Genomic DNA, 12,551 nt, shown 5'->3' with positions numbered 1-12,551 from the left:
GGTCAGCCGGCGGGGAGCCGCCGGGTCTGCCGGCCGCGGGCGACCAGCGCGCCGTCCTCCGCCCGCAGCTCGACGTCGTCGACGGCGACGTCGTCGTCGCACCAGACGGTCCGCTGGTCGACCCGCACCCACGCTCCCGTCGCCGGCACCGGCCCGGCCAGGTGGGCGGTCAGCTCCACGGTCGGCATCGCGGCCGGGGTGGTGCGGACGGCGAACAGCGACGGCGGCAGCGCGTCCAGCAGCACGCCGAGCTGCACCAGCGGCGGGAGCTGCGCGCCGCGGATGCGGACCCAGGCGTGCAACCGCGGCTCGCTCCCCCCGGCCAGCGGCCGGGATGCCCCCAGCGCCCGGATCTCGGTGTGCTCGGCGACCGGCACGTACTCGCGCGGCAGCTCGAAGGGGACGCCGTCGGCCACCCGCGGCTGCTCGTCCGGCGCCCCGTGCTCCATGCCGGCGGACACCGGGCGGGCCAGCGTGAGCACCTGGGCCACCGCTCGGAGCTCGCCGTCCTGCCGCAGCTCGCTGCGCACGCTGCCGGTGCGGCCGGCCCGGTCCGCCACGGCGGTCACCTCCGCCTCGACACCGGCGGCCACCCCGCCGAGCAGGTGGGCGGTGCCCGCACGCGGGGGCGCACCCGCCAGCGCGGCGGCGGCGTCGAGCAGGTGGCCGACGACCAGCCCACCCTGCGTCGCGGTGAACGAGCGCCAGGTCGGGTCGAAGGCGAGCCGGCGTCCGCTGGTGGTCGTGGTGGTCACGGCACTTCCTCTCGGGTGACGGGGGTGAGCTCGGGGTGCCGGGCGCGGCCGATCGCCAGCGACAGCGCGCTGGCCACGGCGGCGAGGACGACGACGAGCAGCCAGCCCCGGTCGGCGCCGGGCAGCTCCCCGCCGCTGCGGGCGACGGCGGCCAGCAGCAGCGCCACGCCGAGCGTCGCGCCGAGCTGCCGGGACGCCCCGAACGTGGCGGTGCCGGTGGCCAGGGCACCCGGGGGCAGCGCGGAGGAGGCCGCGGCCGACAGGTTGGTGAGGGTGAGCCCCACGCCCAGGCCGGTGAGCAGCTGCCCGGGCAGGAAGGCGGTCAGGTAGCCCGGCTCCGCCCCCACCCGGGTGAGCCACCACAGGGCACCGAGCGCGAACAGCGCCGTCCCGGCCGCGGCCACCGCACCGCACCCCACCCGCGCGCCCAGCCTCCCGGCCGGCACCGCGGCGAGCGCGGCCAGCAGCGGCCCGGGCACGAGGGCGAAGCCGGCCTCGACGGCGGTGTAGCCCCAGCCGCCGGTCAGCCACAGCACGTTGCCCAGCAGCATCGCGGCGAAGGCGGCCATGAACGCCGCGATCGACAGGCAGGCCAGCGCGAACGCCCGGGCGCGGAACAGCGGCAGCGGCAGCACGGGCACCGTGCCCCGCGGCGCCCGCGCCGCCCGGGCCACGACCAGGACGCCCGCGACGACGGCGACGGCGAAGGCCCCGAGGACGACGGCGTCGCCCCAGCCCCGCTCGGGGGCGTCGACCAGCGCGTACGCCAGCGCACCGACGGCCAGCACGAGCAGGGCGGTGCCGACGACGTCGGGGCGGCGGGTCTCGGCCTCGTCCCGCGACTCGGGCAGCACCCGGAGGCCCACCACCAGCGCGGCGACGACGACCGGCAGGTTGACCAGGAACACCCACCGCCACGACGCCTCGACCAGCAGCCCGCCGATCGGCGGCCCCAGCGCGGCGGCGACCCCGCCGACGGCCGACCAGACCGCGATCGCCTGCGCCCGCCGGGCCGGGGGGAAGGTGTGCAGCAGCAGCGCCAGCGACGTCGCCGTCACCAGGGCCGCACCGGTGGACTGGACGACGCGGAAGGCGACCAGGCTGCCCACGTCCCAGGCCAGCGCGCAGCCCAGCGAGCCGGCGCCGAAGGTCGCCAGCCCGGTGAGGAAGACCCGCCGCCGGCCGACGCGGTCGGCGACCCGGCCCGCCGGGGCGAGCAGCGCGGCGAAGCCGATCGTGTAGCCGTTGAGCACCCAGGACAGCGCCGTGGTGGAGGCGTCGAGCGACCGGCTCAGCGCGGGGAACGCCACGTTGACGATGAACAGGTCGAGGGCGGCGAGGAACACCGCCGCCGACACCACGAGGAGCACCAGCCCCGGCCGGGTCGCCCTCGCCCCCTGCCGCTCCGCCGTCGTGCTCATGGGCACCCCTGCGTCGTCGATGGTTCGGTTTCCGAACCGGATGGGCCGGGACGCTACACGACTCGGTTCGACATGCGAACCTGTAGGGGTGACGACGCGACTGGACGAGCTCCCGGGCCGGCGCTGCTCCATCGCGGGCGCGCTCGACGTCGTCGGCGACCGGTGGGCGCTGCTGATCGTCCGCGAGGTGTCGCTGGGGGCCCACCGGTTCAGCGAGATCCTGCGCGGCACCGGCGCCCCCCGGGAACGGCTGGCCGCGCGGCTGGCCGCCCTCGTCGACGCCGGCGTGCTCGAGCGGCGCGAGTACAGCCGCACGCCGCCGCGCGCCGACTACCACCTCACGCGGTCCGGCCGCGACCTGCTGCCGGTGCTGCAGGCGCTCATGCAGTGGGGCGACCGCCACGTCGCGGACACGCCCCCGGTCGAGCTGCACCACCACGGGCACCGGATCAGCGCCTCCTGGGTGTGCGACGTCTGCGGGGAACGGGTCGGGCGGGGCACCGAGCGGCACGTGCCCGACGGCAGCGAACCCGGGCACGGCCCGCTCCCCCGCTGACCCGCACGGTCGGCGTCCCGGACCGGACCGGGGTGGGCCGACCTACGGGAAACGGGGCCTCACCGGCCTCCCGGGAGCCCGGCTTCCCGCATGTCGTGGCCGAGCGCGCCACTCCGGCGCCCGGGCAGCAGTCAGGCGGGCGGCACCTCGACGGGGATGCCGGTCTCCCGCGCCGACACCTCCCACAGGACGTCGATCTGCTCCTGCAGGCCCCACCGGCGCAGCACCGGGCGCCGCACCGCCGCGCCGGTCGAGCCGAACCGGGGCGCGTACAGCTCACCGCCCCGGGCCCGGGGATCGGTCGCCGCCCGCAGCTGCGGCCGGGCGCCCTCGAGCGGGGTCATCCCCGACCGCGCCGTCAGCGCCTCGAAGAACGCGCCCACCCACCCGGCGCCACCCTCCCGCACCGCCCGGGCCTGCAGGTCGGTGCCGGTCAGCCCGGGGTGCGCGAGCAGCGAGGCGGTGGGGACCCCCGCCCGCTCGAACCGCTGCTGGAGCCCCAGCCCGAAGTGGAGGTTGGCCATCTTGGCCCGGGCGTAGGAGGCCCAGGCCCCGTAGCCGCTCCGCAGGTGCGGGTCGGCCGGGTCCAGTCGCCGGGCACGGTGGCGCGCCGTGCTGGTCACCGTCACGACCCGTCCCGCCGGCGCCGCCAGCAGGGCCGGCAGCAGGTGCGCGGTGAGCGCCCAGTGCCCGAGGTGGTTCACCCCGAGCTGCAGCTCGAACCCGTCGGCGGTGCTGCGCTGCGGCATCGCCATGATCCCGGCGTTGTTCACGAGCAGGTCGAGGTGCGGGTGGGCCGCGAGCACCTGCCGCGCCGCCGTCGCCACCACGGAGAGGTCTCCCAGGTCCAGCGGCACCACCTCCAGCGACGCCGCCGGGTACCGCTCGGCGATGCGCGCGACCGCGGCGTCGGTCTTCCGCGGGTCCCGCGCGGCGAGGACCACGTGCGCACCGGCGCCGGCCAGCGCCAGCGACGTCTGCAGGCCCAGCCCGCCGTTGGCGCCGGTCACCACCGCGGTGCGGCCGGTCAGGTCGGGGATGTCGGCCTCGGTCCACGGCACGGGCCGATCCTCCCCGACCGGCCCGGCCCCCTCTCCGACGGTGTGCGCCGGCGCCGGATGAGCGGCGTCAGGACCCGGTGCCTGCGCACACGCACGAGGATCAGGGCAGGCGGCCGGTGGCCTTGAGCTCGACCGCCGTCAGCACCTCCCAGCGGACCGCCGAGCTGCCCGGCCGGATCAGCCGCCAGTAGCGGTCGAACCGGCGCCGGGTGACCTCGTCGGTCGAGGCCACGCGGGTCTCCGAGCTCAGCTCGGTCCCGGCGCCGCGGCGGGTCAGCCGGAAGTCGATCGCCGCCTTGACCCAGCCGCGCTGGGTGAACCGGCGGAACGCCTGCGCGTCGAGAGCCGGCCCGTCCTCGCCGCCGTCCAGGCGCCAGGCCTGCAGCGGGCCACCGAAGACCACCGCCGACGGGGCCTCAGCGCCCAGCAGCGGCACCGGCAGGGCGTCGAGGAACGGCCGGTCGTGCAGCTGCCCGAGCCCGCGGCCGGAGAGCACCACCGGCAGGAACCGGGCGGCGCCCAGGACCAGCGTCACCGGCAGCTGGGAGAGCCGCACCTCGTGCAGCGCGCCCCAGACGGCGGCCGGCTCCGCCGGGATCCAGCGCGCCTGCCGGGTGACGTGCTCCGGCCGGGGCAGGACGTCGTCGAGGTCCATCAGCCCAGCGCGTCGTACACGGCCCGCACGTAGGCCTCGCTGCGCGGCGAGCCGATCAACCCGCCGCCCATCTTGTTCATCATGTAGGTGATCGTCAGCCGCCGGTCGAGGTCGACCACCGCCAGCGAGCCGCCCCAGCCGCCCCAGAAGAAGGTCCGGCCCGCAGGCACGTAGGGCACCGTCGGCGAGCCGAGGCAGAAGCCCGTCCCCCACCGGAACGGCGCGCCCAGCACGAGGTCCACGCCGTCGGCCTGCACCTGGAAGACCTCGTCCACGGTCTCCGGTGAGAGCAGCCGCACCCCGCCGGCCTCACCGCCCAGCGCGAGCGTGCGCAGCACCCGCATGACGCCGCGGGCGTTGGAGTGCCCGTTGAGGGCGCCGAGGTCCGCGGCCCGCCACTCGGGGCTGTTGGCGGCCTTGGCCGAGGCCAGCGGGCCGGTGAAGGTCTTCACCGACACCGACTCGGGGTCCAGCGTGCGCGGGTCGACGTCCGGGGGCGGCGGGGGCACCACCGGCGCGATGCGCGACACCTCCGACTCGCGGGCCCCGATCTGGAAGTCCGCGCCCAGCGGGTCGGCGATCCGGTCGGCGACGAACTTCTTGAACGTCGTGCCGGTGATCCGCCTGATCACCTCGCCGACCAGGTGCCCCTGGTTGTTCGCGTGGTAGCCCGACGCCGTCCCCGGCTCCCACCAGGGCCGCTGCCGGGCCAGCCGCTCGGTGGCCGACGGCCAGTCGTACATGTCGCGGATGGAGAAGGGCTGCTCCCAGCCCGAGACACCGGAGGTGTGCGAGAGCAGCTGGCGGACCCGGACGTCCTTCTTGCCCTTGGCGCAGAACTCCGGCCAGTAGTCGCCCACCGGCGCGTCGAGGTCCAGCTCGCCGCGGTCGGCCAGCACGAGGGCGGCCAGCGCCAGCACGCACTTCGTCGTCGACCAGACGTTGACGATCGTGTGCTCCGACCACGGCAGGGTGCGCGCCTCGTCGCGGTAGCCGCCCCAGAGGTCGACGACGGTCTCGCCGCCGAGGTCCACGGCGACCGATGCGCCGAGCTCCTCGCCGTCCAGCTGCTGCGCCAGCGCCTCGCGCACCCCCGCGAACCGCTCGTCGCACCTGCCGTGGACCTCCGCCATGGGACCTCCTCGCTCGCCCGCGACCTCGTCGTCGCGCCCTCAACCGATCATGACCACACTCCCCGGCGCGGCCGTGGTGCGCCACCGATGCCCGCCGGTGGCGCGGTGGTGGAATGCTCAACCACCGAAGCGGGTTCCTCCGCGCGACGGCAAGGTCGAGCGGAGGAGACGACATGGCACGGATCGGCGTGTTCGGCGGCACGGGCTACGCGGGCGGCCACCTGGTCGCCGAGGCGGCCCGCCGGGGGCACCAGGTGACGTCCTGGAGCCGGTCGCTCCCCGAGCAGCGGACCGACGGCGTGCGCTACGAGCAGGGCTCCCTGCTCGACCCGGCCACCCGCGCCGCGGCCCTCGAGGCGGCCGACGTCGTGGTGGTCGCCGTGGCGCCGCGCGGCGACATGGCCGGCGAGGTGCGCGGGGGCATCGCCGCGCTGGCCGCCGAGGCCGAGCGGGCCGGCGTCCGGCTGGGCGTGGTCGGGGGCACCGGGTCGCTCCGCGTCAGCGCGGACGGCCCGCTGGTGTACGACACCCCCGACTTCCCGGCCGAGTACCGCCCGGAGAGCGTCGAGATGGCCGGCGCGCTGGCCGAGCTGCGGGGGACGGAGAGCCTCGACTGGTTCTACGTCAGCCCGCCCGCCGGCTTCGGCGCCTACGCCCCCGGCGAGCCCCGGGGCACCTACCGGGTCGGCGGCGAGGTGCTGCTGACCGACGACGAGGCCGGCTCGTACATCAGCGGCGCCGACTTCGCGCGCGCACTGGTCGACGAGATCGAGCAGCCGGCGCACCGGCGGGCCCACTTCACCGTCGCCTACTGATCCCGGACCCGGGCGGCGGGTTCCACGTGGAACCCGCCGCCCTCGGCTCACCCCGGCAGCGTCAGGTCCCCGGTCTGCAGCTCACCGACCCGCTGGTAGGCCGCCATGACCGCCCCGGTCGAGGTCACCTCCGAGGAGGTCAGCCGCCACGACCGCGCCGCCGCGTCGTCGGGGAACAGCCGCTTGCCCGCGCCCACGACGACCGGGAAGGTGATCAGCCGCAGCTCGTCGACGAGGTCCTCGCGCAGCAGCGTGTGCACCAGCCCGGCCGAGCCGTGCACCTGCAGCTCGCCGCCGTCCGTGGCCTTGAGCCGCCGCACCGCAGCGGGGACGTCGCCCTCGAGCAGCCGCGCGGTGTCCCACTCCAGCGGTGCGGAGCGCGTCCGCGAGGCCACGTGCTTGGTCAGCGTGTTGAGCGCCGTGCCGACGGGGTCGCCGTCGGTCGGCACCTTCGGCCAGTGGGCGGCGAAGATCTCGTAGGTGCCGCGGCCCAGGAGGAAGTCCCCGGCGGGGGCGAACCACCGCTCCATCCGGGCCCCCATGGCCTCGTCGAAGTGTGGCACGAGCCAGCCGCCCCAGCGGAAGCCGCCGGTGGTGTCCTCCCTCGGGCCGCCGGGTGCCTGCATGACCCCGTCGAGGGTCAGGAACGTGGTGACGACGAGCGGACGCATGGGGTGCTCCTTGCTGGAACGGGTGGGTCGCCGGTTAGACGACCGGCGGCGCCGTAACTCATCGCGAACCCGGGCGGGCACGGCGGATCAGGGCAGGCGGCGCGCCCGCCGGCGCTGGTTGCTCTTCGCGCCGTACATCGCGCGGTCGGCGCGGGCGATGACGTCGTCCGCCGGCTCCCCGGGGCGCCCGACGGCCACCCCGACGCTCACCCCGATCGACAGCGGCCCGTCGGGCCCGGGGAAGGGCAGGCTCATCCGGGTGACGACGCGGCGCGAGAGGTCGACCAGCTCGGCTTCGTTCCCGGCGGGGCAGACGATCACGAACTCGTCCCCGCCGAAGCGCGTCACCAGGTTCTCCGCGCCGGCGACCTCGACGAGGCGGGTCGCCACCTCGGCGAGCAGGCGGTCACCCACCCCGTGCCCGTACCGGTCGTTGACCTGCTTGAACTCGTCGAGGTCGCAGAACAGCAGCCCGCACCCGGTCATCTCCAGGCGGAGCCCGAGCACGTCGAACAGCGCCCCCCGGTTGGCGATCCGGGTGAGCGGATCGGTGCGGGTCTGCTCGTGCAGCCACGCCTCCCGGGCCCGCTCCTCGGTGACGTCGAGCCCGACGCAGGCGATCGCGTACGGCCGGCCGGCCTCGTCCCGCAGGACGGTGTTGCGCAGCGTGATCCGCCGCAGCTGGCCGCGCCCGTCGATCCAGTCGGCCTCCAGCGGGTGGGCCGTCCCGGTGGCGATCGCCAGCCGTACGGCGTCCTCGGCATAGGGGACGTCGCCCGGGATGACCCAGACGTCGACGAACCGCCGGCCGAGCAGGTCGTCCCGGTCGAGGCCGGTGAAGCGCTGCAGCGCAGGGTTGGCGAGCACGATCCTGCCCTCGGCGTCGATGATGCACAGCAGTGCGTCGACCGCCTGCACGAAGGCGCACGCCAGGTGGCCGTCCGGGAGCCCCGCGGCTGCGTCACCGCACGCCCCCGCGCCTTCCTGCGCAGGCATCGCGTTCCCACCCCCGCTGCTCGTCGGACGGACCTGTTCCCGCGCCCGGGGCGGTGACCCTACGGCGGGAGCCCCTCCGCGGCGACCGCTCCGGACTGCCCAGGCATCCCGGGTTGCCTAACGTGGCGGTGGTCCGAGAACCGAGGGGGAAGGAAGCGACATGCTCTCCGAGAGGTCCGCACCCGTCATCCAGGCCACGCTGCCGGTCGTCGCCGAGAACATCCAGGAGATCGCGCGGCGGTTCTACGCGCACCTGTTCGGCGAGCACCCCGAACTGCTCGACGGCACGTTCAACCGGGGCAACCAGGCCGAGGGCACCCAGCAGGTGGCGCTCGCCGGTTCCGTGGCGGTCTTCGCCAGCGCGCTGGTCGACCACCCCGACCAGCTGCCCGAGCACCTGATGAGCCGGATCGCGCACAAGCACGCCTCGCTGGGCATCACGCCGGCGCAGTACCAGGTCGTCCACGACAACCTGTTCTGGGCGATCGCCGACGTCCTGGGCGACGCGGTCACGCCGGAGGTGGCCGCCGCCTGGGACGAGGTGTACTGGCTGATGGCCAACGCCCTGATCAACCAGGAGCGCGGCCTCTACAGCGCCCGCGGCGTCCGGCCCGAGACCGTCTGGCGGGAGTGGGAGGTCACCGACAGGATCCGGGAGACCGAGGACGTCCTCACCGTCAAGGTCAAGCGGGTCGACGACCGGCTGGTGAAGACGTCGCTGCCCGGCCAGTACGTGACCGTGCGCCCGGTGATGCCCGACGGCGTCCGCCAACCCCGGCAGTACAGCCTCACCGCCGCCGACGACGGCGAGCACCGCCAGTTCGCGGTCAAGCGGGTGCACGGCGGCGGCAAGCCCGACGGCGAGGTGTCCAACCTGCTGCACGACCGGGTCCAGGTGGGCGACCGGATCGAGATGTCCCTGCCCTTCGGCGACGTCGTCCTCGACGACTCCGGCCGGCCGGTGGTCTTCGCCAGCGCCGGCATCGGCATCACCCCGATGGCCGGGATGCTCTCGCACCTGGTGAACGCCGGCTCGCACCTGGACATCCGGCTGTGGCACGCGGCGCTGGACGAGCCCTCCTGGGCGTTGCGCCGCCAGGTGCTCGACGACATCCGCACGCTGCCCAACGGGCGGATCGACGTCTGGTTCGAGCGCGGTGGCGAGTGCTCGCTGCCGGTCGACGGCGTGCACGAGGGCCAGGTGGACCTCGACGAGGTGGAGCTGCCGGCGGGCGCGCTGTACTACCTCTGCGGGCCGCTGCCGTTCATGCAGGCGCTGCGCAGCCGGCTCATGGACCGCGGCATCCCGCCGAAGGACATCCAGTACGAGGTGTTCGGCCCCGACCTCTGGCAGGCGGACCTGGACTGAGCAGGAGGGCCGGGCGGCGGACCGCCCGGCCCCTGCCGCTCAGCGCCCCGCGGTGGCCAGCGTCGGGTAGTCGGTGTAGCCCTCCGGGCCGGAGGTGTAGAAGGTGCGCGGGTCGGGCTCGTTCTCCGGGTGCTCGCCGGCCCACCGCTCGACCAGGTCCGGGTTGGCCAGCACGGGCCGGCCGACGGCGACGGCCTCGGCGTGCGCATCCTCGATCAGCTGCACCGCCTCCGCGCGGGTGGTGACCGTCCCGAAGCCGCTGTTGGCGATCAGCGGCCCGCCGAAGCGGCGGCGCAGCTCCTGCACCAGGTCACCGGCGGGCTCGACGTGCAGCACGCTGAGGTAGGCCAGGCCCAGCGGGCGCAGCCCGTCGACCAGCGCGCCGTAGGTGGCCAGCACGTCGGCGCGGTCGGTCTCCAGGGCGCCCTGGATGTTGTGCTCCGGCGAGATGCGCAGGCCCACCCGCCCGGCGCCGATCTCCGCGGCGACGGCGCCGGCGACCTCCAGCACGAACCGGGCCCGGTTCTCCGGGCTGCCGCCGTATGCGTCCTCGCGCCGGTTGGACGCCGGCGACAGGAACTCGTGCAGCAGGTAGCCGTTGGCGCCGTGCAGCTCCACGCCGTCCAGGCCGGCGTCGACGGCGCGGCGCGAGGCGGCGACGAAGTCGGCGACCGTGGCGCGGACCTCCTCGGTGGTCAGCGCGTGCGGCACCGGGAAGGGCTTCTTGACCCCACCGCCGACGTGCACCTCGCCGTCGATGGCGATCGCGCTCGGCCCGACGACGCGCGTGCCGGTCAGCTCGGGGTGGGAGACCCGCCCGCCGTGCATGACCTGCAGGACGATGCGGCCGCCGCGGGCGTGGACGGCGTCGGCGACCCGCCGCCAGCCGGCGGCCTGCTCGTCGGTGACGATGCCCGGCTGGCCGGCGAAGGCCCGCGACTCCTCGTTCGGGAACGTCCCCTCGGTGATGATCAGGCCCACGCCGGCGCGCTGCTCGTAGTGCTCGACGACGACGTCGCGGGGGACGGCGGCCCGCCCGGAGCGCATGCGGGTGAGCGGGGCCATGACGACGCGGTTGGCAAGCTCGAGGTCACCGAGCCGCACGGGGGAGAACAGGTCCATGACAGGGCGCAACCGCCGGGCGCGCGCGGGGGATTCCACGTGCGGCGAGCGTCACGACCGGAAAGGCCCCGCTGCAGGGTCCCGCCGCGAGCAGGTGACGTGCTGGAACGGCCCCGTCGCAGGGAACCGGCGCGAGCGGAGCGAGTGCTGGGGGGCGACGGGGTCCTGCGTCAGCCGGCGAGGGCGGCGTCCCGCTGCGCGAGGCCGGCCAGCCGGGCGTACCGGCCGCCGAGCACCAGGAGCTCCTCGTGCGTGCCCTGCTCGACGACCCGGCCGGCGTCGAGGACGACGATGCGGTCCGCGTCGCGGACGGTGGAGAGCCGGTGCGCGATGGTGATCGTCGTGCGGCCGCGGGCCGCCTCGTCCAGCGCCGCCTGCACCGCCCGCTCGGTCTCGTTGTCCAGGGCGCTGGTCGCCTCGTCGAGCACCAGCACCCGCGGGTCGCGCAGCAGCGTGCGGGCGATCGCCAGGCGCTGCTTCTCCCCGCCCGAGAAGCGGTGCCCGCGTGCCCCCACCACCGTGTCGTAGCCGTCGGGCAGCGCCGCGATGACGTGGTGCACCTGGGCCCGGCGGGCGGCGTCGACCAGCTCGGCGTCGGTGGCGCCGGGCCGGGCGTGCAGCAGGTTCTCCCGCACCGTCCCGTGCAGCAGGTAGGTCTCCTGGGAGACGACGCCCACGACCTGGGCGAGGTCGGCCAGCCGCAGGTCGCGGACGTCGACGCCGTCGATCACCACCCGGCCGGTCGTGGGATCGTCGAGGCGGGCGACCAGCGAGGCGAGCGTGCTCTTGCCCGAGCCCGTCTCGCCCACCAGCGCCAGGGTGGAGCCGGCGGGCACGGTGAGGTCGACGTCGTCGAGCGCCGGGCGGACGCCGTCGGGGTACCGGAAGCCGACGTGCTCGAAGCGGACCTCACCACGCACCCCGGCCGGGTCCAGCGGCACGGGGGAGGCGGGGTCGTCGATGTCGACGGGCAGGTCCAGGTACTCGAACACCCGGCTGAACAGCGCCATGGAGGCGGTGAGCGAGACGCCGATGTCCAGCAGCTGCATGAGCGGGCGGAAGAGCGCGCCCTGCAGGGTGGTGAAGGCGACCAGCGTGCCGATGGTCATCCCGCCCGACGTCGCCGGCAGCCCTGCGGCGAGGTAGATCAGCGCCGGGATACCGGCGAAGACGACGCTCATCGTGGCCATCCGCCAGCGGCCGGCGAGCTGCGAGCGCACCTCGAGGTCCACCAGGAACTCCGACGTGCCGGCGAAGCGCTGCGACTGCGCGGGCCCCGCGCCGAGGGTCTTGCCCAGCAGTACGCCGCTGACGCTGAGCCCCTCCTCGACCTGGGAGTGCAGGTCGGCGAGGTGCCGCTGCCGCTGGGCGGTGATCGTGCGGCGCATGCGGGCGACCCGCCGGGTCAGCCAGACCGCCGGCGGCAGCACGACCAGCGAGAGCAGCGACAGCCGCCAGCTGAGCACCACCATGGCGACCACCGTGCCGACGACCGTGGTGGCGTTGGCCGCGAAGGACGTGGCGGTCGAGGTGACCACCGACTGCATGCCGCCGATGTCGTTCATCAGCCGCGACTGCACCTCGCCGCCCCTGGTGCGGGTGAAGAAGCCCAGCGGCTGGCGCTGCAGGTGGGTGAATACCGCCGTCCGCAGGCCGTGCATGACCCGCTGCCCGACGGTGGTGGACAGCCAGGTCTGGACGACGCCGAACACGGCCGTGACGACGGTGACGGCCAGCATCCCGCCGACCGCCCACAGCAGCAGCGGCACGTCCTGCCGGGGGATCGCCTCGTCGATGACCAGGCGGATGAGGAACGGGGTGGCGAGCGCGACCGCGGAGGACGCCACGATGAGTCCCACCACGACGGCGAGCTGCCCGCGGTAGGGGCGGAACAGGGCGGCCACGCGACCCCAGCGCACCGGGGAACGCTCCAGCTGGGCGAGGTCGGCGGGGTCGGGCCGGCGGCCGGAGTTCCCGCCACCGCCGCCCCCACGGCC

12 protein-coding genes are annotated in these 12,551 nt (G+C 75.5%); 3 read left to right on the top strand and 9 right to left on the bottom strand.

Features of this window, described 5'->3' with window-relative positions:
• Nucleotides 1-2: 2 nt before the first annotated feature.
• Together E9549_RS11020 and E9549_RS11015 are read right to left on the bottom strand one after the other, a co-directional pair.
• A complete protein-coding gene (locus tag E9549_RS11020; RefSeq protein ID WP_236826580.1) occupies nucleotides 3-755 on the bottom strand; it encodes a thioesterase family protein in 753 nt (250 codons plus the stop codon).
• A complete protein-coding gene (locus tag E9549_RS11015; RefSeq protein ID WP_236826579.1) occupies nucleotides 752-2,176 on the bottom strand; it encodes an MFS transporter in 1,425 nt (474 codons plus the stop codon). Before E9549_RS11015 ends, E9549_RS11020 begins: the two co-directional genes overlap by 4 nt.
• 88 nt (nucleotides 2,177-2,264) lie before the next feature.
• Between E9549_RS11015 and E9549_RS11010 the strand changes: the two genes are divergently transcribed.
• Nucleotides 2,265-2,732 (top strand): helix-turn-helix domain-containing protein, encoded by a 468-nt coding sequence (locus tag E9549_RS11010; RefSeq protein WP_236826578.1) that lies wholly within the window; start codon nucleotides 2,265-2,267, stop codon nucleotides 2,730-2,732.
• A 131-nt stretch (nucleotides 2,733-2,863) separates the two neighbouring features.
• Here the strand turns inward: E9549_RS11010 and E9549_RS11005 are convergent, their stop codons facing one another.
• From E9549_RS11005 to E9549_RS10995, 3 genes are all read right to left on the bottom strand, one after another.
• The gene (locus tag E9549_RS11005) at nucleotides 2,864-3,793 is read right to left on the bottom strand and encodes an SDR family NAD(P)-dependent oxidoreductase (RefSeq protein ID WP_236826577.1); all 930 of its coding nucleotides are present in this window, start codon (nucleotides 3,791-3,793) and stop codon (nucleotides 2,864-2,866) included.
• Nucleotides 3,794-3,893: 100 nt separating this feature from the next.
• Entirely contained in the window at nucleotides 3,894-4,448 is a 555-nt protein-coding gene (locus E9549_RS11000) for a hypothetical protein (protein ID WP_236826576.1), read from the bottom strand.
• A complete protein-coding gene (locus E9549_RS10995; RefSeq protein WP_236826575.1) occupies nucleotides 4,448-5,581 on the bottom strand; it encodes a serine hydrolase in 1,134 nt (377 codons plus the stop codon). Before E9549_RS10995 ends, E9549_RS11000 begins: the two co-directional genes overlap by 1 nt.
• A gap of 173 nt (nucleotides 5,582-5,754) precedes the next feature.
• Here E9549_RS10995 and E9549_RS10990 point away from each other — a divergent pair, with 173 nt between their 5' ends.
• Nucleotides 5,755-6,396: an NAD(P)-dependent oxidoreductase gene (locus E9549_RS10990; protein WP_236826574.1), complete on the top strand. Its 642-nt coding sequence runs from the start codon at nucleotides 5,755-5,757 to the stop codon at nucleotides 6,394-6,396.
• Nucleotides 6,397-6,443: 47 nt separating this feature from the next.
• On the opposite strand, the gene E9549_RS10985 is transcribed toward E9549_RS10990, so the two are convergent.
• A complete protein-coding gene (locus tag E9549_RS10985) occupies nucleotides 6,444-7,067 on the bottom strand; it encodes a dihydrofolate reductase family protein (RefSeq protein WP_236826573.1) in 624 nt (207 codons plus the stop codon).
• 87 nt (nucleotides 7,068-7,154) lie between these two features.
• Entirely contained in the window at nucleotides 7,155-8,063 is a 909-nt protein-coding gene (locus tag E9549_RS10980) for a GGDEF domain-containing protein (protein ID WP_236826572.1), read from the bottom strand.
• 160 nt (nucleotides 8,064-8,223) lie between these two features.
• Between E9549_RS10980 and E9549_RS10975 the strand changes: the two genes are divergently transcribed.
• Complete coding sequence (locus E9549_RS10975; protein WP_236826571.1) at nucleotides 8,224-9,432, top strand: globin domain-containing protein; 1,209 nt, start codon at nucleotides 8,224-8,226, stop codon at nucleotides 9,430-9,432.
• Nucleotides 9,433-9,471: 39 nt separating this feature from the next.
• Here E9549_RS10975 and E9549_RS10970 read toward each other — a convergent pair whose 3' ends face one another.
• Together E9549_RS10970 and E9549_RS10965 are read right to left on the bottom strand one after the other, a co-directional pair.
• Complete coding sequence (locus E9549_RS10970; protein ID WP_236826570.1) at nucleotides 9,472-10,593, bottom strand: alkene reductase; 1,122 nt, start codon at nucleotides 10,591-10,593, stop codon at nucleotides 9,472-9,474.
• 131 nt (nucleotides 10,594-10,724) lie between these two features.
• On the bottom strand, nucleotides 10,725-12,551 hold a 1,827-nt coding region (locus E9549_RS10965; RefSeq protein WP_304505754.1), incomplete at its 5' end, for an ABC transporter ATP-binding protein.

It is taken from the genome of Blastococcus sp. MG754426, assembly GCF_021699055.1.
GTDB lineage: Bacteria > Actinomycetota > Actinomycetes > Mycobacteriales > Geodermatophilaceae > Blastococcus.
Note: the sequence above shows the minus strand (reverse complement) of the source record. Positions and strands in the feature narration are given on the sequence as shown.